The sequence below is a fragment of the Streptomyces lienomycini genome, from assembly GCF_027947595.1.
GTDB lineage: Bacteria > Actinomycetota > Actinomycetes > Streptomycetales > Streptomycetaceae > Streptomyces > Streptomyces lienomycini.
In genome coordinates this window covers 7,098,841-7,119,286 of the sequence record NZ_CP116257.1, presented here as the reverse complement: position 1 = coordinate 7,119,286, position 20,446 = coordinate 7,098,841, and the positions used below count along the sequence as shown (strand labels likewise).

18 protein-coding genes are annotated in these 20,446 nt (G+C 72.3%); 11 read left to right on the top strand and 7 right to left on the bottom strand.

What is annotated here, in order from left to right:
• Positions 1 to 2 precede the first annotated feature (2 nt).
• The 3 genes from BJ961_RS32395 to BJ961_RS32385 all read right to left on the bottom strand — a co-directional run bounded on the left by BJ961_RS32395 (position 3) and on the right by BJ961_RS32385 (position 3,590).
• Complete coding sequence (locus BJ961_RS32395) at positions 3 to 812, bottom strand: hypothetical protein (protein WP_271416320.1); 810 nt, start codon at positions 810 to 812, stop codon at positions 3 to 5.
• 294 nt (positions 813 to 1,106) lie between these two features.
• Positions 1,107 to 2,327 carry an acetyl-CoA C-acetyltransferase gene (locus tag BJ961_RS32390; RefSeq protein ID WP_271416319.1) on the bottom strand — a complete coding sequence of 407 codons (1,221 nt, stop codon included), beginning with the start codon at positions 2,325 to 2,327 and terminating at the stop codon, positions 1,107 to 1,109.
• A 222-nt stretch (positions 2,328 to 2,549) separates the two neighbouring features.
• Positions 2,550 to 3,590: an SGNH/GDSL hydrolase family protein gene (locus BJ961_RS32385; RefSeq protein WP_271416318.1), complete on the bottom strand. Its 1,041-nt coding sequence runs from the start codon at positions 3,588 to 3,590 to the stop codon at positions 2,550 to 2,552.
• Between the two features lie 167 nt (positions 3,591 to 3,757).
• Here BJ961_RS32385 and BJ961_RS32380 point away from each other — a divergent pair, with 167 nt between their 5' ends.
• Entirely contained in the window at positions 3,758 to 5,143 is a 1,386-nt protein-coding gene (locus BJ961_RS32380; protein ID WP_271416317.1) for a cystathionine beta-synthase, read from the top strand.
• Between the two features lie 379 nt (positions 5,144 to 5,522).
• Here BJ961_RS32380 and BJ961_RS32375 read toward each other — a convergent pair whose 3' ends face one another.
• Positions 5,523 to 5,945, bottom strand: coding sequence for a hypothetical protein (locus BJ961_RS32375; RefSeq protein WP_271417236.1), 423 nt, complete (start codon positions 5,943 to 5,945; stop codon positions 5,523 to 5,525).
• Between the two features lie 179 nt (positions 5,946 to 6,124).
• Between BJ961_RS32375 and BJ961_RS32370 the strand changes: the two genes are divergently transcribed.
• From BJ961_RS32370 to hutI, 6 genes are all read left to right on the top strand, one after another.
• Positions 6,125 to 7,009, top strand: a complete 885-nt coding sequence (locus tag BJ961_RS32370; protein WP_271416316.1) for a MurR/RpiR family transcriptional regulator — start codon at positions 6,125 to 6,127, stop codon at positions 7,007 to 7,009.
• A gap of 124 nt (positions 7,010 to 7,133) precedes the next feature.
• Positions 7,134 to 7,721, top strand: a complete 588-nt coding sequence (locus BJ961_RS32365; RefSeq protein WP_271416315.1) for a hypothetical protein — start codon at positions 7,134 to 7,136, stop codon at positions 7,719 to 7,721.
• 161 nt (positions 7,722 to 7,882) lie between these two features.
• Complete coding sequence (hutU, locus tag BJ961_RS32360; RefSeq protein WP_271416314.1) at positions 7,883 to 9,592, top strand: urocanate hydratase; 1,710 nt, start codon at positions 7,883 to 7,885, stop codon at positions 9,590 to 9,592.
• Positions 9,589 to 10,806, top strand: coding sequence for an allantoate amidohydrolase (locus BJ961_RS32355; RefSeq protein WP_271416313.1), 1,218 nt, complete (start codon positions 9,589 to 9,591; stop codon positions 10,804 to 10,806). Before hutU ends, BJ961_RS32355 begins: the two co-directional genes overlap by 4 nt.
• Positions 10,803 to 12,152 (top strand): formimidoylglutamate deiminase, encoded by a 1,350-nt coding sequence (locus BJ961_RS32350; protein WP_271416312.1) that lies wholly within the window; start codon positions 10,803 to 10,805, stop codon positions 12,150 to 12,152. The genes BJ961_RS32355 and BJ961_RS32350 overlap by 4 nt, the downstream gene beginning before the upstream one ends.
• A 74-nt stretch (positions 12,153 to 12,226) precedes the next feature.
• Positions 12,227 to 13,402 (top strand): imidazolonepropionase, encoded by a 1,176-nt coding sequence (gene hutI, locus BJ961_RS32345; RefSeq protein ID WP_271416311.1) that lies wholly within the window; start codon positions 12,227 to 12,229, stop codon positions 13,400 to 13,402.
• Positions 13,403 to 13,516: 114 nt separating this feature from the next.
• On the opposite strand, the gene BJ961_RS32340 is transcribed toward hutI, so the two are convergent.
• On the bottom strand, positions 13,517 to 14,431 hold the full coding sequence (locus BJ961_RS32340; protein WP_271416310.1) for an RNA polymerase sigma factor SigF: 915 nt from the start codon (positions 14,429 to 14,431) through the stop codon (positions 13,517 to 13,519).
• A 251-nt stretch (positions 14,432 to 14,682) separates the two neighbouring features.
• Here BJ961_RS32340 and BJ961_RS32335 point away from each other — a divergent pair, with 251 nt between their 5' ends.
• Both BJ961_RS32335 and BJ961_RS32330 read left to right on the top strand, forming a co-directional pair.
• Complete coding sequence (locus tag BJ961_RS32335; RefSeq protein ID WP_271416309.1) at positions 14,683 to 15,060, top strand: STAS domain-containing protein; 378 nt, start codon at positions 14,683 to 14,685, stop codon at positions 15,058 to 15,060.
• A 209-nt stretch (positions 15,061 to 15,269) separates the two neighbouring features.
• Positions 15,270 to 15,791 carry an ATP-binding protein gene (locus BJ961_RS32330; protein WP_271416308.1) on the top strand — a complete coding sequence of 174 codons (522 nt, stop codon included), beginning with the start codon at positions 15,270 to 15,272 and terminating at the stop codon, positions 15,789 to 15,791.
• A 30-nt stretch (positions 15,792 to 15,821) separates the two neighbouring features.
• On the opposite strand, the gene BJ961_RS32325 is transcribed toward BJ961_RS32330, so the two are convergent.
• Positions 15,822 to 16,259 carry a VOC family protein gene (locus BJ961_RS32325; RefSeq protein WP_271416307.1) on the bottom strand — a complete coding sequence of 146 codons (438 nt, stop codon included), beginning with the start codon at positions 16,257 to 16,259 and terminating at the stop codon, positions 15,822 to 15,824.
• 155 nt (positions 16,260 to 16,414) lie between these two features.
• Positions 16,415 to 17,911: an MFS transporter gene (locus BJ961_RS32320; RefSeq protein ID WP_271416306.1), complete on the bottom strand. Its 1,497-nt coding sequence runs from the start codon at positions 17,909 to 17,911 to the stop codon at positions 16,415 to 16,417.
• Positions 17,912 to 18,440: 529 nt separating this feature from the next.
• Here BJ961_RS32320 and BJ961_RS32315 point away from each other — a divergent pair.
• Complete coding sequence (locus BJ961_RS32315; protein WP_052842140.1) at positions 18,441 to 19,118, top strand: response regulator transcription factor; 678 nt, start codon at positions 18,441 to 18,443, stop codon at positions 19,116 to 19,118.
• Between the two features lie 34 nt (positions 19,119 to 19,152).
• Positions 19,153 to 20,427, top strand: coding sequence for a two-component system sensor histidine kinase DraK (gene draK, locus BJ961_RS32310; protein ID WP_271416305.1), 1,275 nt, complete (start codon positions 19,153 to 19,155; stop codon positions 20,425 to 20,427).
• Positions 20,428 to 20,446 lie beyond the last annotated feature (19 nt).

Sequence of the window (20,446 nt, the reverse complement as noted above, 5' to 3'; positions counted from 1 at the left end):
GGCTACAAGGACGCGATGACGCGGTCGGCCAGTATGTACACGTTCTCCTCGCCGCAGGCGAAGGTCAGTGTGTAGGCGCCGGAGATCCCGGAGCCGCCGAGGAGGTACGGCGTCTGCCCCGCGCCGAGTGCGGCGGCCAGGCGCTCCGCGGTCTCGCGGTGGCCCGGGGTCATGCACAGGGTGGTGCCGTCGGCGAAGACGTACACGTCGAGCGTGCCCAGGGGGCCCGGACGGACGTCCGCCAGCGCGACGCTCGACTCCGCCAGCTCCTCCAGGGCCGCCACCGTGCGGTCGTGGTCGTTCACGGCCGGGGACGGGTTCGGCACGAAGTCCGGGTGCGAGGGGTGCCTGCGGCGGGCGGCGGCCAGCTCGGCGGAGTCCCTGGGGCCGGTGTGGCCCGCCTCCTGCGAGGACGGCTCGTCGGTGTCCGCGACCGGCTCGGTCACGGGCTCCAGGCCCACGAGGTCGGCCTGGCGGGGCAGGAACAGCTCACTGTCGGACAGGCCGAGCAGCAGGGGCGCGTCGGACGCGTCCCGGGTCTCCTGGGCGGCCCAGAAGGCCCGCGCCTCGGCGAGTTCCCGCTCGCGCTCCTCGGCGAGCGCCTCCGCGACGGCGGCGCGTATCTCCTCGGCGTCGGCGGTGGTGCGGGCGGCGGGCACCCGGCCCCGCACGGCGCTGGCCCGGCTCTCGGCCAGCTCGGCGCGCAGGGAGGTCACCTGCCGGCGCAGCACCAGGATGCTGCGCAGGACGGCGACGCCCACGGCGCCGGTGGCGGCCGTGGTGAGCAGCAGGGCGATCGGCATGGCGCTCACTGACGTACTCCCGGTTCAAAGTCGACCCCCGACTTCCTACATCAGCTTGAAGGGAGGACTAACCGCCTGTCAGTGCGTAACGTCACGAAACGGACAGGACTTTGGACCCGGAAGGTGCGGGCGGGACCGGCCTGACCTGCGTAAATCAGGGGTGCGGGAGAGGTAGGTCACATCCTGGGGGAGTTTGGGTCACAAAACGGCCCAGAACCCTGTGGGCAACAGGGTTCCGGGCCGCGGTGTCACGCTGGGTCCGCGAGGCGCTACTGACGGTCCCTCAGCGGTCCTCGGCGGGGGTCAGCTCAGGCGCTCGATGACCATGGCCATGCCCTGGCCGCCGCCGACGCACATCGTCTCCAGACCGAACTGCTTGTCGTGCCACTGGAGGGAGTTGATCAGCGTGCCGGTGATGCGGGCGCCGGTCATGCCGAAGGGGTGGCCGACGGCGATGGCGCCGCCGTTGACGTTCAGCTTCTCCAGCGGGATGCCGAGGTCGCGGTAGGAGGGGATGACCTGCGCGGCGAACGCCTCGTTGATCTCGACCAGGTCGATGTCGCCGACGCCCAGCCCGGCGCGGGACAGGGCCTGCTTGCTGGCCTCGACCGGACCGAGGCCCATGATCTCGGGGGAGAGCCCGGAGACGCCGGTGGAGACGATGCGGGCCAGCGGGGTCAGACCCAGCTCGCGGGCCTTGGTGTCGCTCATGATCACGAGGGCTGCGGCGCCGTCGTTGAGCGGACAGCAGTTGCCCGCGGTGACCAGGCCGTCGGGGCGGAAGACGGGCTTGAGGCCCTGCACGCCCTCCAGGGTGACCCCGGCGCGCGGGCCGTCGTCCTTGGCGACGACCGTGCCGTCGGGCAGCGTGACCGGGGTGATCTCGCGCTCCCAGAAGCCGTTCTTGATGGCCTCCTCGGCGAGGTTCTGGGACCGGACACCGAACTCGTCCATGTCCTGGCGGGTGATGCCCTTGGCGCGGGCGAGGTTCTCGGCGGTCTGGCCCATCGCGATGTACGGGTCGGGGACGAGGCCGTCCTCGCGCGGGTCGTGCCAGGTGGTGCCCTCCTGCTGGGCGACCTCGGCGGTGCGGGCCTCGGCCTCGGCGAACAGCGGGTTGCGGGTGTCCGGGAGGCTGTCGGAGTTGCCCTTGGCGAACCGGGAGACCATCTCGACGCCGGCCGAGACGAAGACGTCGCCCTCACCGGCCTTGATGGCGTGCAGGGCCATGCGGGAGGTCTGCAGGGACGAGGAGCAGTACCGGGTGATCGTGCAGCCCGGCAGGTGGTCCATGCCCATCTCGACGGCGACGATCCGGCCGAGGTTGTTGCCCTGCTCGCCGCCGGGCAGACCGCAGCCGAGCATCAGGTCGTCGATCTCCCGCGGGTCCAGCCCGGGGACCTTCGCGAGGGCCGCCTGGATGATCGTGGCGGCCAGGTCGTCGGGGCGCAGGTCCTTCAGGGAGCCCTTGAAGGCGCGGCCGATGGGGGAACGGGCGGCAGAGACGATCACGGCTTCGGGCATCACGGCTCCAGTGGCGAGACGGTGTGGGCACGGGCAGGGCTGGTTGGGAAGTTACCCGGCCGTATGGCCCGGGTCACGGCTATGGGCATGTGACATGGGCCGCAACTGTCTAAGCGCTTGCTTTTGCCTCCGGCGGTCGGACGGTGTCTCCGTGCCGGGGGCTGTGGCGGGCGTACCCGGAGGCTGTGCCCCCAGCCCCCTTCGGCCTGGACGGCCTCGTCCTCAAACTCCCCCGGAGGGGGCGCCCCCAAGCGGGCTGGAGGGTTCCGCCTCTGCCACCCGCCGCCTCCGCCTCCGCTTCAGCAGCGCCCAAGGCCCCCGCGGCCCCGTGGGCATCGCGGCAGCGACCTCCGTACCCGCCTCCGACGCCGCCTCCGCCGCCGCACGCGCCACCGGCAGGAAGCCCTCGCGGCGCAGCGCGTCCGGGTGCTCCTCCTCGGCCGGCCACAGGCCGAGCGCGGCACACACCGACGGCAGTACCGCCATCGCGGCCGTGGCGTACCCCTCCGCGGAGGGGTGGTAGTTGTCGGGGCCGAACAGCTCCCGCGGGTTCTGCGCGAACTCGGGACCCAGCAGGTCGCCCAGCGACACCGTGCGCCCGCCCTGCTCGACGACGCCGATGGTCTGCGCCGCCGCCAGTTGCCGCGAGGCCCGCCGGGCCAGCCAGCGCAGCGGTTGCCGCACCCGCTCGATCGTGCCCAGGTCCGGGCAGGTGCCGACCACCACCTCCGCACCGGCCGTGCGCAGCCGCCGTACCGCCCCGGACAGGTGCCGCACCGAGCGGGTCGCGGGCATCCGGTGGGTGACGTCGTTGGCGCCGACCATGATCACGCAGATGTCGGGCACCCGGCCCGGATCCGCGAGCGCCACCGTCACCTGCCGGTCCAGGTCGTCCGAGCACGCTCCCGGCAGCGCGACCGACGTCAGCCGCACCGGCCGCTCCGCCACCGCCGCGAGCCCCGACGCCAGCAGCGCGCCCGGCGTCTGCCCGGCCCGGTGGACTCCCTGCCCGGCGGCCGTGGAGTCGCCCAGCATCATCAACCGCAGCGGCGGCTCACCGGCCGTGGGCAGGGTGCCGCCGTACAACCCCTGCGCGTTCGGCACCCGGCCGGGAGTGCCGACGCCCACCCGGCGTCTGGCCAACTGCACCTCCGCCACCACCAGACCGACCGCCGCCGCACCCGCCAGCCCGATGCCACCGCCGCCGTACGCCGCGCCCGCCGCGATCCGCCTGGCCACCCTCGCCCTCGACATGCTCGTCATGCGTAGCCGCCACCTCCTTCGACCCGTACACCCACTCCTTGCCCCGTACGGACGGTCGCCCAATCTCAACGCAGGGTGAACGACCGTCACGGGGCACGGGCGGGTCGGCAGGCCATAGGCTGGCGGGACCGATATCGACCATTCCTTTGCGGCATCCGGAGACCACGGTGCAATTCCACGACTCGATGATCAGCCTCGTCGGCAACACCCCGCTGGTGCGGCTCAACAGCGTGACCAAGGGCATCAGGGCGACCGTCCTGGCCAAGGTGGAGTACTTCAACCCGGGCGGCTCGGTGAAGGACCGCATCGCCCTGCGCATGATCGAGGCCGCGGAGAAGAGCGGAGAGCTGCGGCCGGGCGGCACGATCGTCGAGCCGACCAGCGGCAACACGGGCGTGGGCCTGGCCATCGTGGCCCAGCAGAAGGGCTACAAGTGCATCTTCGTCTGCCCTGACAAGGTGTCCACCGACAAGATCAACGTGCTGCGCGCCTACGGTGCCGAGGTCGTCGTCTGCCCGACCGCGGTCGACCCCGAGCACCCCGACTCCTACTACAACGTCTCCGACCGGCTGGTCCGCGAGACGCCGGGCGCCTGGAAGCCGGACCAGTACTCCAACCCGAACAACCCGCTCTCCCACTACCACTCCACGGGCCCCGAGCTGTGGGAGCAGACCGCGGGGAAGATCACCCACTTCGTGGCGGGCGTCGGCACCGGCGGCACCATCTCGGGCACCGGCCGGTACCTGAAGGACGCCAGTGACGGCGCGGTGAAGGTGATCGGCGCCGACCCCGAGGGCTCCGTCTACTCCGGCGGCTCCGGACGCCCGTACCTGGTCGAGGGCGTCGGCGAGGACTTCTGGCCGACGGCGTACGACCGCGAGGTCGCGGACGAGATCGTCGCCGTCTCCGACAAGGACTCCTTCCAGATGACCCGCCGCCTCGCCAAGGAGGAGGGCCTGCTGGTGGGCGGCTCCTGCGGCATGGCGGTCGTCGCGGCGCTCGAGGTGGCGGCGCGGCTCGGCGAGGACGACGTGGTGGTCGTCCTGCTCCCGGACAGCGGGCGCGGCTACCTCAGCAAGATCTTCAACGACGAGTGGATGGCCGACTACGGCTTCCTGGAGGACGCCGGTCCCAGCGCCCGCGTCGCCGAGGTCCTCAACCACAAGGAGGGCGGCCACATCCCCTCCCTCGTCCACATGCACCCGGACGAGACCGTCGGCGAGGCCATCGAGGTGCTGCGCGAGTACGGCGTCTCGCAGATGCCGATCGTCAAGCCCGGCGCCGGTCACCCGGACGTCATGGCCGCCGAGGTCGTCGGCTCGGTCGTGGAACGCGAGCTGCTGAACGCCCTGTTCGCCCAGCGGGCCTCGCTGGAGGACCCGCTGGAGAAGCACATGTCCGCCCCGCTGCCCCAGGTCGGCTCCGGCGAGCCGGTCGCCGACCTCATGTCGGTGCTCGGCGGTGCCGACGCGGCGATCGTCCTCGTCGAGGGCAAGCCGACCGGTGTGGTGAGCCGTCAGGACCTGCTGTCCTTCCTCGCCAAGGGCAAGTAGGACCGGCGCCCCGCCCGGTGGTCGCCGCGGTCGCCGGGGTCGCCGCGGTTTCCGTGATCTTCGTGGTCTTCGCGGAAGTGGAACGCGCACGTCACGTGCGCGCAGCAGTCGCTTAACACGGGACCGGCAGAGTGTGCGGTGTCGGCAGGGACCGGCGGAGGCGCCTCCCAGGCGTTGAGCACTGGGGGAGGCTCCGCGGGCCCGCCGACGCCGAACGGCGTCACGGATCTTCCGGAGCGGCTCCCGGACCTCCAAGGACGCCACGGACGCGCCGCCCAGGCCGTGAGGCCGGCACCGCGCGTCCCCGCGGGGACCGCCGTCGTCCCGCCCCCCAGCGCTGGGGGTGCGGCGGTCCCCGCGCAGCCCTCCCTCAGCCCCCTCAGTCCTCCCAGCGGTCGCCCTTCTCAGCGCGACGGCGCCCGAACAGGTCCGGATTGGTGCGGGCGACCTGGACGACGTTGACCCCGACGATCCCGGCCCAGGCGACCAGCATCCCCGGGAGGTTGGCCACGCTGCCGCCGATCGCCGACAGCGGGATCGCGAGCACCAGCGACACGATGCCGAAGCCGAAGCGCTCCCCGAACGAGTCCGTGGACCTCGGCGACCGGCTGTCCCGGGCCGCCGTCATCTGCTGCTCGGCGACCTGCCGGCGCACCCTGCGCTCGACCGCCCCGTCGATGCGCTGGTCGACCTTCTCCAGGAACGAGTCGACCAGCGCGGACTCGTACTCCTCACCGAGTTCCCTGCGGGTGCGCAGGGTGGCGTCGAGTTCCTTCTTGAGGTCGGCGTCGCGTGCGTCCATTCCCGTCATGGCCCCCACGGTAGGCGGCCGGAACGGCCTTCGGCACTGGGGAAATCCCCCGTTTCCGACGGGGGCGCACCGGTAGGGGTCGCAGGACAGCGGTCGCGGGACAGGGGCCGGACCGCTGTATAACGGTATGCAGGAATCGGGGCGCGTGAATAGGTCGAGGGGGCCAGGTCATGAGCGGGACCGGCGGCAGCGCGGGGACGGGCGCGGTGGGCGGGACGAGCGGCGACGGTCCGGCCGCGCGGCTGCAGACGCTCTTCGAGGGGCACCGGCTGACGCCCACCCAGCGGCGCATCGCGCACAGCATGGTCCGCCGCGCCGGTGACGTGCCCTTCCTGTCGAGCGTGGAACTGGCCGAACTGGCGGGGGTCAGCCAGCCGTCCGTGACCCGCTTCGCCGTCGCCCTCGGCTTCGACGGCTACCCCGCGCTCCGCCGCCACCTGCGCGAGGTCGCCCCCGCGGAACCGGTCGCGGACACCGGCTCCGTCAACGAGTACCAGCAGGCCGTGGCGGCCGAGATCGAGAACCTGCGGCACCTGGCGGAGGTGCTGGCCGACCCGGGGCCGGTGCGGGAGGCGGGCCGCCTGCTCGCCGGGAGCCGTCCGCTGCCCGTGCTCGGACTGCGGGCCGCCGCGGCCCAGGCGCACGGCTTCGCCTACTTCGCCGCCAAGGTCCACGCCGACGTCCGATTCCTGGGCGAGGGCGGCACGATGCTCCACGACCGCATCGACGCCGCCGTACGCGCCGGGGCGAGCACCCTGCTCTGCTTCGCCCTGCCCCGGCATCCGCGCGAGGTCGTCGACGCGCTCGCCCACGCCAAGCAGGCGGGGCTCACGGTGGTGACCGTCGCCGACTCCGCCTTCGCGCCGGTCGCCAAGGCGTCCGACCTGCTGCTGCCCGCCGCCGTCGGCACCGGCCTCGCCTTCGACACGGCCTGCGCGCCGATGCTGCTCGGCCGGGTGCTGCTGGAGGCGATGTGCGACGACCTGCCGGACGCGCAGGCCCGGCTGGAGGAGTTCGACGCCAAGGCCGCGGCACGAGGGCTCTTCGTGGAGTGACCCCCCGAGTGACCCGGACGGCGGACGGGTTCTCAGATTCGTCTCACCTTGTCCCGTTACAGTGCGGCGCCTGACACACCCATCAGACGCATCGCACGAGCAGGAACGGACCGGGAGGCAGCACGTGGCGCGCGGAGGACAGGTGGGACTGGCTCGGGTCGCCGTCGTCGTACGGGCGGGAGCCGCACCACTGTGGTGGCTGGGCGTCCTCGCGGCGGGCATCGGGGTACTGGTGCCGGGACTCACCGGACGCCGGATCGGGGTGCTGGCCGGTGCCGCGCTCTTCATCGTCGCCACGGCCGTCGTGGCGTGCGCGCGCCGACGGCGCTACACCGCCCTGGCCGGTTCGGCCGCCCGCGCCGGCAAGCACGACGTACTCCAGGACCGCGGGGTCACCGTGCGCAACTGGCGCCGGGGCCACCGCTGGTGGCTGCTCCTCGCCTTCCTCGCCGCCCTCGGCAGCGCCTTCGCCCTGCCCGCCGCGGCCGGGCTGCTGCTGGCCGGCTGCGGCACCGGGCTGTGGCTCAAGTCCGCCTGGATCGGCCGCCGCGAACAGGCCGGGGACGCCCTGCTGTGGGTCCGTGTGGACTGGCTCGCCGACAACGCGGGCCGCCCCGTGGGCAAGGCGGTCAAGGCCTACCGCAGCACCGGCATCGCGGCGGGCGACGCGGCACCGGGTGGAGCGAGGAGGAAGACGCCGACGGCGGTCTGAGCGACGTCCGGCAGTGCGAGCGCGGGGCCCCCGACCTGGGGCCCCGCGCTCGTTTGCGGGCGGCACGGACGCCACCCTGTTGACTAGCTCTATTCAGGGGGTGAGGATATGAATATCCGTCGCAACAATCCGCCGGGAGCACAGCCACCAGGAGGCAGACCATGTCCGGACCTCGCCCTGTCCGAGCGCCACGCGGGACGACGCCGAGCGCCCTGGGCTGGCAGCAGGAGGCCGCCCTGCGGATGCTGCAGAACAACCTCGACCCCGAGGTCGCCGAGCACCCCGACAAGCTCGTCGTCTACGGCGGCACCGGCAAGGCGGCCAGGGACTGGCGCTCCTTCGACGCGATGGTGCGCACCCTGCGCACCCTCAAGCAGGACGAGACGATGCTCGTCCAGTCCGGCCGCCCGGTCGGCGTCATGCAGACCCACGAATGGGCCCCGCGCGTCCTCATCGCCAACTCCAACCTCGTCGGCGACTGGGCCAACTGGGAGGAGTTCCGCCGCCTGGAGGCCCTCGGCCTGACCATGTACGGGCAGATGACGGCCGGTTCCTGGATCTACATCGGCACCCAGGGCATCCTCCAGGGCACCTACGAGACCTTCGCCGCCGTCGCCGCCAAGAAGTTCGGCGGCACCCTCGCCGGAACCATCACCCTCACCGCGGGCCTGGGTGGCATGGGCGGCGCCCAGCCGCTCGCGGTCACCATGAACGACGGCGTCGTGATCTGCGTCGACTGCGACCCGCGCGCCATCGACCGCCGCATCGAGCACCGCTACCTCGACGTGAGGGCCGACTCCCTCGACCACGCCCTCCAGCTGGCCACCGAGGCCCGCGACCGGCGCGAGCCGCTGTCCATCGGCGTCCTCGGCAACGCCGCCGAACTGGTCCCGCGGCTCCTCGCCATGGGCGCCCCGATCGACATCGTCACCGACCAGACCTCGGCCCACGACCCGCTGGCCTACCTGCCCACCGGCATCGCCTTCGAGGACATGGCCGACGCCGCCGCCAAGGACCCCGCCGGCTTCACCACCCGGGCCCGCGAGTCCATGGCCCGGCACGTCGAGGCCATGGTCGGCTTCCAGGACGCCGGCGCCGAGGTCTTCGACTACGGCAACTCCATCCGCGGCGAGGCCCAGCTCGCCGGATACGACCGGGCGTTCGCCTTCCCCGGCTTCGTCCCGGCCTACATCCGCCCCCTGTTCTGCGAGGGCAAGGGCCCCTTCCGCTGGGCCGCCCTGTCCGGCGACCCGGCCGACATCGCCAAGACCGACAAGGCGATCCTCGACCTCTTCCCGGAGAACGAGTCCCTGGCCCGCTGGATCAAGCTGGCGGGGGAGCGGGTCCACTTCCAGGGCCTGCCCGCCCGCATCTGCTGGCTCGGCTACGGCGAGCGCGACAAGGCCGGTGAGCGCTTCAACGACATGGTCGCGAGCGGTGAGCTGGCCGCGCCGATCGTCATCGGCCGCGACCACCTCGACTGCGGCTCCGTCGCCTCCCCGTACCGCGAGACCGAGGCCATGCTCGACGGCTCCGACGCCATCGCCGACTGGCCGCTGCTCAACGCCATGGTCAACGTGGCCTCCGGCGCCTCCTGGGTCTCCCTCCACCACGGCGGCGGCGTCGGCATGGGCCGCTCGATCCACGCCGGGCAGGTCACCGTCGCCGACGGCACCCCGCTCGCCGGTGAGAAGATCCGCCGGGTCCTCACCAACGACCCCGGCATGGGCGTCATCCGGCACGTCGACGCCGGGTACGACATCGCCGAGTCGGTGGCGGCCGAGCGCGACGTACGGGTGCCCATGCGCGAAGGCCGCGAGGATGCGGAGACGCGCGAGAGCGACACGGCGCGCGAGGGTGACGGCGCGTGAGCTTCCACAGCATGTGGGCGGAGCTGCTGCCGGTCGGCCGCAGCTCCGCCTCCGGCGGCTACCGCCGCTACGCCTGGACCGGAGCCGACGCCGACTGCCGGACCTGGTTCCAGGAGCAGGCCGAGGCACGCGGCCTCGCCTACGAGACCGACCGCAACGGCAACCAGTGGGCCTGGCTGGGCGACCCCGCCGCCGGGAACGCCGTAGTCACCGGCTCCCACCTGGACTCCGTGCCCGACGGCGGCGCCTTCGACGGCCCCCTCGGTGTGGTCTCCGCCCTCGCCGCCCTCGACGAGCTGCGCGGGCGGGGAGCACGGTTCACCAGGCCGCTGGGCATCGTCAACTTCGGGGACGAGGAAGGCGCCCGCTTCGGCCTCGCCTGCGTCGGCTCCCGCCTCACCGCCGGGGCGCTCACCGTCGAGCAGGCGCACCGACTCACCGACGGCGACGGCATCACCCTCCCGCAGGCCATGGAGTCCGCCGGGTACGACCCGGGCACCCTCGGCCCCGACCCCGAACGGCTCGCCCGCATCGGCGCCTTCGTCGAACTCCACGTCGAACAGGGCCGCACCCTCGACCTGTCCGGCGACCGCATCGGCATCGCCTCCGCCATCTGGCCGCACGGACGCTGGCGGTTCGACTTCCGGGGCGAGGCCAACCACGCCGGCACCACCCGCCTCGCCGACCGGCACGACCCGATGCCGCCGTACGCCGAGACCGTCCTCGCCGCCCGCCGCGAGGCCCGACTCGCCGGCGCCGTCGCCACCTTCGGCAAGGTCGGCGTCGAGCCCAACGGCGTCAACGCCATCCCCTCCCTGGTGCGCGGCTGGCTCGACTCCCGCGCCGCCGACCAGGCGAGCCTGGACACCGTGGTGACCGGTGTCGAGAAGGCCGCCCGGGAGTACGCCGCCGCCCACGGAGTGGACCTCGACGTCGAGTGCGAGTCCTTCACCCCCGTCGTCGAGTTCGACCACGCCCTGCGCGACGAACTCGCCCGCATCCTGGGCACGGAGACAAAGCTGAAGGTCCCCGTCCTGGGCACCGGCGCCGGACACGACGCCGGAATCCTCTCCGACCGCGTCCCGACCGCCATGCTGTTCGTACGCAACCCCACCGGCGTCTCGCACTCCCCGGCCGAGTACGCCGCCGAGGACGACTGCGCGGCCGGGGTGAACGCACTCGCCGACGTACTGGAAGGGCTGGCCTGCACGTGACCTCCCCCGAGCGGACCCGCACGTACTGGCTGGAGCACGCCTGGCTCGGCACCCACGTCGAGCCGGACGTCGCCGTCGACGTGCGCGACGGCCGCATCACCGCCGTCCACCAGGGCGTCGCCACCCCGCCGCCCGGCGCCGAGATCCTGCGCGGACTGACCCTGCCGGGACTGGCCAACGCCCACTCGCACGCCTTCCACCGCGCCCTGCGCGGCACCGTCCAGGTCGGCTCCGGCACCTTCTGGACCTGGCGCGAGGTCATGTACTCCGTCGCCGACCGGCTGACCCCGGACACCTACCACGCCCTCGCCCGCGCCGTGTACGCCGAGATGGCCCTGGCCGGCATCACCGCCGTCGGCGAGTTCCACTATGTGCACCACGCGCCCGGCGGCACCCTCTACGCCGACCCCAACGCGATGGGCGAGGCCCTGATCGATGCCGCCGCCGAAGCCGGTGTCCGCATCACCCTCCTCGACACCTGCTACCTGTCCTCCGGCTTCGGCGAGCCCCCCAACACCCACCAGCAGCGCTTCTCCGACGGCACGGCGCAGTCCTGGGCCGAACGCTGTTCAGTTCTCAAGGAACGGGATCACGCACGGATCGGGGCCGCGATCCACTCCGTACGGGCCGTGCCCGCGGACCAGTTGGCGACCGTGGCGCAGTGGGCCGAGGCCCGGCGGGTCCCGCTGCATGTGCACCTGTCCGAGCAGACCGCCGAGAACGACGCCTGCCGCCGGGCCCACGGCCGCACCCCCACCCGGCTCCTCGCCGACCACGGGGTGCTGGGCGCCCGCACCACCGGCGTCCACAACACCCACCTCACGGACGAGGACATCGCGCTGCTCGGCGGCAGCCGCACCGGCACCTGCATGTGCCCCACCACGGAACGGGACCTCGCCGACGGCATCGGCCCCGCGGCCGCGCTCCAGCGGGCGGGCTCGCCGCTCTCCCTCGGCTCGGACAGCCACGCCGTCGTCGACCTGCTGGAAGAAGCGCGCGCCATGGAACTGAACGAACGCCTGCGCACCCGCACCCGCGGCCACTGGACCGCCACCGCCCTGCTGCGCGCCGCCACCGCAGACGGCCACGCCGCCCTCGGCTGGGAGGACACGGGACGCATCGAGGCCGGAGCCCGCGCCGACCTGGCGACCATCGCGCTGGACTCGGTCAGAACCGCGGGGCCACTGCCCAGGCTCGGCGCCGAAACGGCCGTATTCGCCGCGACGGCGGCGGACGTACGGCACACGGTCGTGGGCGGGCGGCACGTCGTACGCGACGGGGCGCACGCCCTCGTACCGGATGTGCCGAAGGCCCTCGCGCGGGCCGTCGAAGCCCTGCGCGCCTGACCACCGGACCCCACCCACGGACGGGCCCACGCCCCGGCCCCAGCCCCCGCCCCCACGAGGACATCAGGGACCCCATGAGCAGCAGCACCGCCATCACCGACATCGCCGCACTCGTCACCAACGACCCCTCCCTCGGCGACCACTCCCCGCTCGGTCTGGTCCGGGACGCGGCCGTCGTCATCGAGGGCGACCGCGTCGTGTGGACCGGTGAATCAAGCAAAGCACCCGCCACTGACAACCGGGTCGACGCCGCCGGACGGGCGGTCCTCCCCGGGTTCGTGGACTCCCACTCCCACCTGCTCTTCGCGGGCGACCGCACCGAGGAGTTCAACGCCCGCATGTCCGGCCGCCCCTACAGTGCGGGCGGCATCCGCACCACCGTCGCCGCCACCCGCGCCGCGAGCGACACGGAACTGGAGGCCGGCCTCACCCGCTACCTCGCCGAGGCCCTGCGCCAGGGCACCACGACCTTCGAGACCAAGTCCGGCTACGGCCTGACCACCGCCGACGAGTCCCGCGCCCTGCGCGTCGCCGCCCGCCACACCGACGAAGTCACCTTCCTCGGCGCCCACATCGTCGCCCCCGAACTCGCCGACGACCCCGCGGCCTACGTCGACCTGGTCACCGGCGAGATGCTCGACGCCTGCGCCCCGCACGCCCGCTGGATCGACGTGTTCTGCGAGAAGGGCGCCTTCGACGGCGACCAGGCCCGCGCGATCCTCACCGCGGGCAAGGCAAAGGGCCTGCACCCCCGCATCCACGCCAACCAGCTCTCCCACGGCCCCGGCGTCCAGCTCGCCGTGGAACTCGACGCCGCCAGCGCCGACCACTGCACCCACCTCACCGACGCCGACGTGGACGCCCTCGCGCACAGCCGCACGGTCGCGACGCTGCTCCCCGGCGCCGAGTTCTCCACCCGCGCCCCGTGGCCGGACGCCCGGCGCCTCATCGACGCGGGCGCCACGGTCGCCCTCTCCACCGACTGCAACCCGGGCTCGTCCTTCACATCCTCCGTGCCCTTCTGCATCGCGCTGGCGGTGCGGGACATGGGGATGACGCCGGACGAGGCGGTCTGGTCGGCCACCGCGGGCGGCGCCGCGGCCCTGCGCCGCGAGGACGTCGGCCGCCTCACCCCGGGCGCGTACGCCGACCTGACGCTCCTGGACGCCCCGAGCCACGTCCACCTGGCCTACCGGCCGGGGGTGCCGCTGGTCGCGGGCGTGTGGCGGCGGGGCGTGCGCGCGCACTGACGGCCCCAGCGGTACGGAGGGGTTACCCCCGGACAGCCCGGACAGCCCGGAGGGGGGCGGCCCGGCCTCGGACCGCCCCCCTGGAGGGCAAGCGTCACACGGTGGTGGTGAGGACTACTCCTCGACCGTGAGCCCCTTGCGCAGCCGTACGAGTGTGCGCGAGAGCAGGCGCGACACGTGCATCTGGGAGATGCCCAGCTCCTCGCCGATCTCCGACTGGGTCATACCCGCGACGAAACGGAGGGAGAGGATCTTCCGGTCCCGCGAGGGCAGCTCGGCGATCAGCGGCTTCAGCGACTCTACGTACTCGATGCCCTCGAGCCCGTGGTCCTCGTAGCCGATGCGGTCGGCGAGCGCGCCCTCCGCGTCGTCCTCCTCCGGCTGCGCGTCCAGCGAGGAGGCGGTGTAGGCGTTGGACGCCGCCATGCCCTCCACGACCTCGTCCTTGGACAGGCCGAGGTGCTCGGCCAGCTCGCTCACCGTGGGCGCGCGGTCGAGGCGCTGGGCCAGCTCGTCGCCCGCCTTCGCCAGGTCGAGCCGCAGCTCCTGGAGGCGGCGCGGGACGCGCACGGACCAGGAGGTGTCGCGGAAGAAGCGCTTGATCTCGCCGATGATGGTCGGCATCGCGAACGTGGGGAACTCCACACCGCGCGACAGCTCGAAGCGGTCGATCGCCTTGATCAGGCCGATGGTGCCGACCTGGATGATGTCCTCCATCGGCTCGCTGCGCGAGCGGAAGCGGGAGGCGGCGAACTTGACCAGCGCGAGGTTCAGCTCGACGAGCGTGTTGCGTACGTACGCGTGCTCGTGGGTGCCTTCCTCCAGCGACTCCAGCCGTTCGAAGAGGGTCTTGGACAGGGCCCTGGCGTCCGCCGGAGCGACCTCGTCGTACGCGGGGATGTCCGGAAGCCCGGCGAGTGCGCCGTCGTGATCGACGACCGCGTCATGATGCTCGATGGGATCCAGATGTTCCGGAGGGAGTGTCGACGTCGCTTCTTGGGTACGCGATCCGTCGAGCCGGGGTGACATGATGTCCTCCATCGTTCTCGGCATACGGCTGCCGAAGCCAAATTCGTGCACTGCGGTGTGCGGCGCCTCCAAAGCCGGCCGTGTCGGTTTGCGTGTCCTACTAGCCCTACCGGGTTTACCGAGCCAACCGCAAGTGTGTTCTGTGCGGGTATGTCCGTTTCTGTGCGGTTGTTCGGGTGTCGGAGTGCCGTGGGAAGGCGTAGTGTTCGAGGGCGTCAGCAGCAGTCACGACCTCGGGAGAGAGAAACGGCATGGACCGCGGGACGGTCGGCAGTGCCCAGTCGGGCCGGCTTCTGGTCGAGGTACGGGAAGAGGGCCCCAGCGCCGTCGTGACCCCGGCGGGTGAGTTGGATCACCACACCGCCGATCTGTTGCGCGAGCCGCTGGAGGACTGCCTCGCCAAGGGATTCAACCGACTCGTCGTGGACTGCTCACGACTGGAGTTCTGCGACTCCACGGGACTCAACGTCCTGCTGGGTGCGCGGTTGAAGGCGGAGGCCGCGGGGGGCGGTGTGCATCTGGTGGCCATGCAGCCCGTGGTGGCGCGCGTCTTCGAGATCACGGGGGCCGAAGCGGTCTTCACCCTCCACGACACGCTCGAGGCCGCGCTGGCCGACGAGTCCGGCTGAGCCGGCCCTTGTCAGGCCGGCGGAGGGTCGCGTGCGCTTCCCGGGGCGGGCGTTTTCGCGCCGTCCCGTGTCTCGTGCCGAATCTCGTGGTGAATACAGGGGTGTTCGTACGGTCCGGTCGGGCAGGAGACACCCTGAGCTGACTGTGTACGACGTTGCTGTCCAAGACTTTGAAACGTGAACTGGTGAATCGGTGAGGTGAAGCGCTGATGAGCACCACCCGGCCCTACTCGCCGGGCGACCGCGGTCCCGAGCCCAGCGGCGCTTCCGGGGCGTCCGGGGCGGCGTCCGCACCCGCTTCCGCGCCCGGGGGCGGCGGTGGACGGCAGGCCCGCAGGCTGAGCTTCGAGGATGCGAGCGGGGTCGTGCCGCTGGCCCGCGACTTCACCCGCGAGGCGCTGTACGCCTGGGGCTGGCTGCCCTCCGCCACCGCGGACCAGCGTGCCGCCGCGGAGGACGTACTGCTCGTGGTGTCCGAGCTGGTCACCAACGCCTGTCTGCACGCCGAGGGGCCGGACGAGCTGTCGATCACCTGCGAGAAGAAGGTGATCCGCCTGGAGGTCTCCGACCGGGGCACGGGCCAGCCGGCGCCGCGGACCCCGCACCGTGCCGGGCGCCCCGGCGGTCACGGGATGTTCATCGTGCAGCGGCTGTGCCTGGACTGGGGCGTCGTACGCACGCCGGGGGTCGCGGGCAAGCGGGTCTGGGCCGAGCTGGGGGCTCCGGCGTAGGGAACGCCGTCGGTCCGGCCGGACCCGACGTCACAGCAGACAGAACTCGTTGCCTTCCGGGTCCGCCATCACCACGTGATCCGGCCAGCCCCCCAGCCCCTCCTCGCGGACCACGGTCGCGCCCGCGGCGGTCAACCGCTCCACCGCCTCGACCACGCGCGGCCAGCGCACCTCCCACGGTGTCTCACGGCCGCCACCGACCCGCACATCGAGGTGCACCCGGTTCTTCACAGCCTTCGGCTCCGGCACCTTCAGGAAGGACAGGGCGGGTCCCGCACCGTCCGGATCCGACAGGTACGCCCCGTCGTCCCACTCGTCCCGCGGAACCTCGTGGTGGGAGAACCACTCCTCCCAGCTCCCGAACCCCGCCGGTGCGGGCTTCGCCGCACAGCCCAGCGCCGGCGCCCAGAACGCCGCCAGGTCCGCCGGGGACGCGCAGTCGATCGTCAAGCTCCACCTGGTCGCCATGAGCCCTCCCGAGTCGGAGGAACGGCCTGTACCCCGCACCGGCACCGGCACCGGCACACGGCGACACGTCCCGGCCCCGCCCGAACGCCCGGAGGGCCACCCCATCCACCGGATGAGGTGACCCTCCGCAGCAGACGGACAGCCGTCCGCCGGACTCAGCGCACGTCGCCCATGAGTTCCTTGACGCGCTTGCGGTACATCCAGATCGCGACGCCCGCGACCACCGCGAGCGTCGCCTCCGCGGCGACGATGCCCGTCTTGTTGAGGTCGACGCCGGCGATGGAGAGCAGGCCGGTCGTGGCGTCACCGGCGGTGACGGCCAGGAACCAGACGCCCATCATCTGCGAGGCGTACTTCACCGGCGCCATCTTCGTCGTCACCGACAGGCCGACCGGGGAGAGCATCAGCTCACCGCAGGTCTGGACGAAGTAGATCGCCACCAGCCACAGGGCCGCCGCCTTGTGGCCGCCCTCCGCGATGCCCAGCGGGGCCAGGAAGAGGAAGAAGGACAGGCCGACCAGCACCAGACCGCCGCAGAACTTGACGACCGTGCTCGGCTCCTTGCCGCGACGGTTGAGCGCCAGCCACAGCGTGGCGAAGACCGGGGCCAGCGCCATGATGATGACCGGGTTCACCGACTGGTACCAGGAGACCGGGAAGCCCCAGCCGAAGACGCTGTTGTTCGCCGAGGAGTCGGCGAAGAGCGACAGGGTCGAGCCGCCCTGGTCGTAGATCATCCAGAACACGGCCGCGGCGACGAAGAACCAGATGTACGCCGACATCTTGGACTGCTCGGCCCGGTCCAGGGACTTGTCGCGCTTGATGTTGGTCAGCACCAGCACCGGGATGATCACGCCGAGCAGGGTCAGCGGGACCAGGATCCAGTTCAGCGTGTAGTGGCCGGAGAAGCCGACGATCGCGTAGAACACGACGGCCAGCGCGGCCCAGAACGCGGCCTTGCGCAGCGTCGAGGCCTTCTCCTGGGCCGACAGCGGCTTCGGGACCGAGCTGGAGTGCGGGGCCAGGTGGCGGCTGCCGAGCAGGAACTGGATCACGCCCAGGCCCATGCCGACCGCGGCGAGCGCGAAGCCCAGGTGCCAGTTGACGCTCTCACCGACGGTGCCGATGGTCAGCGGCGCGGCGAAGGCACCGAGGTTGATGCCCATGTAGAAGACGGTGAAGCCACCGTCGCGGCGCGGGTCGTCGGGGCCGTCGTAGAGCTGGCCGACCATCGTCGAGATGTTGGCCTTCAGCAGGCCCGAGCCGATGGCGACCAGGCCGAGGCCCGCGTAGAACGTGCCGGAGGACGGCAGCGCCAGCGTGAGGTGGCCGAGCATGATGACGCCACCGGCGATGGCGACGGTCTTGCGGGGGCCCCAGACGCGGTCGCCGAACCAGCCGCCCGGCATCGTGAGCAGGTACACCAGCGAGAGGTACACCGAGTAGATCGCGGTCGCGGTGCCGGCGCCGAGGCCGAGACCACCCGGGGCGACGAGGTACAGCGGGAGCAGAGCCCTCATGCCGTAGTAGGAGAACCTCTCCCACATCTCGGTCATGAAGAGTGTGGCCAGTCCGCGGGGGTGGCCGAAGAAGGTCTTCTCGGAGCCGGGGGTGCCCGGAGTGACCGAGTCCTTCGTCAGGCTGGACGCCATGGTCGATCCTTGCTGGTCGGGACGCGCTCATGAGGCGATGCGCGCCCGGTGGGGGGCGGCCGGCACCGGCGGCCTGTCCCACCCGTCCCACGCCTGGGGGATTCCGCTCCGGATTGCGAAGCGGTGGGCGGCGACCACCGGGATCCACGCCTCTGCGCGCGTCACTGCACGCGGTGAGGCCCGGCCACAGGTCATTCCTTTCAAGGCCGGCCGTGGGGGCCGGCCCGCACGCGAAAGGGACCTTCAGCGTCGTACTGCCGCCAAAGGTCCTCTGGGTGCTACAGGCGCTGATTCACCATACGGCAGGACACCGCCCGGTATGGAAGGACTTGAGACGCGGATCACAGGGAATGATGGAACCGCGAACGATCATTCGAAGGTCCATCCCAGGATGGCACCCCACAGCCGCAGGTTCGAACGCGGGGGTGACACGGCAGGTCACGCGGCGGGTGCCCGGCTTGTCCGTAGGTAAGAGGCCCTCGGAGCGATCTTGCCCCGGGGGTTGGGCCGAGCGGTCTACCATCAGCTCATGACCCGTGTACTGCTCGCCGAGGACGACGCGTCCATCTCGGAGCCGCTGGCCCGCGCACTGCGCCGGGAAGGGTACGAGGTCGAGGTGCGTGAGGACGGACCCACCGCACTCGACGCGGGACTGCAGGGGGGCGTCGACCTGGTCGTGCTCGACCTGGGTCTGCCGGGCATGGACGGTCTCGAGGTCGCCCGCCGGCTGCGGTCCGAGGGCCACGCCGTGCCGATCCTGATCCTGACCGCCCGCGCCGACGAGGTGGACACCGTCGTCGGCCTCGACGCGGGCGCCGACGACTACGTCACCAAGCCCTTCCGCCTCGCCGAACTGCTCGCCCGGGTCCGGGCCCTGCTGCGGCGCGGCGCCGTCGAGCCCCCGCAGCCGCCCGCCACCCACGGCGTGCGCATCGACGTCGAGTCGCACCGCGCCTGGATGGGCGAGGAGGAGCTCCAGCTCACCGCCAAGGAGTTCGACCTGCTGCGGGTCCTGGTGCGCGACGCGGGCCGGGTCGTCACCCGCGACCAGCTGATGCGCGAGGTCTGGGACACCACCTGGTGGTCGTCGACCAAGACCCTCGACATGCACATCTCCTGGCTGCGCAAGAAGCTCGGCGACGACGCGGCCAACCCCCGCTACATCGCCACCGTGCGCGGTGTGGGCTTCCGCTTCGAGAAGAACTGAGCCCGCCCGCGAGGGCCCGTCCGGGTAAGAGGTCATGCGCCGTCGACTGATCCAGTCCACGCTCGCCGTGGTGCTCGTCGTGATCGCCGTCTTCGGCGTCTCCCTCGTCATCGTCGAGACCCGGACGATCAGCAGCACCGCCCAGGAACGCGTCGACCTGGAGGCCGTGCGGCTGGCCAGCATCGTGGACAGCCGGCTGATCGGCACCGGCTCCGTCGACGCCGGGTTCCTGCGGGAGCAGATCCGCGACGCCCGCTACGCCGTCATCCGCATCCCCGGTGAACCGGTCATCGAGGTCGGCAGCAAGCCGTCCGGCGAGGTGCTCCAGGGCAGGGCCACCGGCGAGGAGGGCGAGACCGTCCTCGTCGAGGAGCCCAGCTCCTCGGTGACCCGCGAGGTCGGGCGGACCCTGCTCATCATCGGCCTGGTGGCGCTGCTCGCGGTGATCGCCGCCGTCCTGCTGGCGATCCGGCAGGCCAACCGCCTCGCCTCCCCGCTCACCGACCTCGCCGAGACCGCCGAACGCCTCGGCTCCGGCGACCCGCGCCCCCGGCACAAGCGGTACGGCGTCCCCGAGCTGGACCGGGTCGCGGACGTGCTGGACTCCTCCGCCGAGCGCATCGCCCGGATGCTCACCGCCGAGCGGCGCCTGGCCGCCGACGCCTCCCACCAGCTGCGCACACCGCTGACGGCGCTGTCGATGCGGCTGGAGGAGATCACCCTCACCGACGAACCGGAGACGGTGAAGGAGGAGGCGACGATCGCGCTGTCGCAGGTGGAGCGGCTGACGGACGTCGTGGACCGGCTGCTCACCAACTCCCGCGACCCGCGCAGCGGCTCCGCCGTCACCTTCGAACTGGACGACGTCATCCAGCAGCAGATCGCCGAGTGGCGCCCCGCCTACCGCAGTGAGGGGCGGGCCATCGTCAGCTCCGGCAAACGCCATCTGACGGCCGTCGGCACCCCGGGCGCCGTGGCGCAGGTCCTGGCCGCGCTGATCGAGAACTCCCTGATGCACGGCGGCGGCACGGTCGCCCTGCGGACCCGGGTGACCGGCAACCAGGCCGTCGTCGAGGTCACCGACGAGGGCCCCGGCGTGCCGGGAGACCTCGGGGCGCGGATCTTCGAGCGGGCGATCAGCGGACGCAACTCCACCGGCATCGGCCTCGCCGTCGCCCGCGACCTGGCCGAGGCGGACGGCGGCCGCCTGGAGCTGCTCCAGGGGCGTCCGCCGGTCTTCGGCCTGTTCCTGTCCCGTACACCGCCGCCGAAGAAGTCCTCCGGCGACGCGGGGCAGACGGTGCGCTGACCGGGGGCGCGGACGCGGG

What these genes read in the sequence shown, in the direction of transcription:
- BJ961_RS32390 (WP_271416319.1), bottom strand. Translation starts at nt 2,327, where the DNA reads ATGCCCGAAGCCGTGATCGTCTCTGCCGCCCGTTCCCCCATCGGCCGC.
- BJ961_RS32385 (WP_271416318.1), bottom strand. Translation starts at nt 3,590, where the DNA reads ATGACGAGCATGTCGAGGGCGAGGGTGGCCAGGCGGATCGCGGCGGGC.
- BJ961_RS32375 (WP_271417236.1), bottom strand. Translation starts at nt 5,945, where the DNA reads ATGGACGCACGCGACGCCGACCTCAAGAAGGAACTCGACGCCACCCTG.
- BJ961_RS32370 (WP_271416316.1), top strand. Translation starts at nt 6,125, where the DNA reads ATGAGCGGGACCGGCGGCAGCGCGGGGACGGGCGCGGTGGGCGGGACG.
- hutU (WP_271416314.1), top strand. Translation starts at nt 7,883, where the DNA reads ATGTCCGGACCTCGCCCTGTCCGAGCGCCACGCGGGACGACGCCGAGC.
- hutI (WP_271416311.1), top strand. Translation starts at nt 12,227, where the DNA reads ATGAGCAGCAGCACCGCCATCACCGACATCGCCGCACTCGTCACCAAC.
- BJ961_RS32340 (WP_271416310.1), bottom strand. Translation starts at nt 14,431, where the DNA reads ATGTCACCCCGGCTCGACGGATCGCGTACCCAAGAAGCGACGTCGACA.
- BJ961_RS32335 (WP_271416309.1), top strand. Translation starts at nt 14,683, where the DNA reads ATGGACCGCGGGACGGTCGGCAGTGCCCAGTCGGGCCGGCTTCTGGTC.
- BJ961_RS32330 (WP_271416308.1), top strand. Translation starts at nt 15,270, where the DNA reads ATGAGCACCACCCGGCCCTACTCGCCGGGCGACCGCGGTCCCGAGCCC.
- BJ961_RS32325 (WP_271416307.1), bottom strand. Translation starts at nt 16,259, where the DNA reads ATGGCGACCAGGTGGAGCTTGACGATCGACTGCGCGTCCCCGGCGGAC.
- BJ961_RS32320 (WP_271416306.1), bottom strand. Translation starts at nt 17,911, where the DNA reads ATGGCGTCCAGCCTGACGAAGGACTCGGTCACTCCGGGCACCCCCGGC.
- BJ961_RS32315 (WP_052842140.1), top strand. Translation starts at nt 18,441, where the DNA reads ATGACCCGTGTACTGCTCGCCGAGGACGACGCGTCCATCTCGGAGCCG.
- draK (WP_271416305.1), top strand. Translation starts at nt 19,153, where the DNA reads ATGCGCCGTCGACTGATCCAGTCCACGCTCGCCGTGGTGCTCGTCGTG.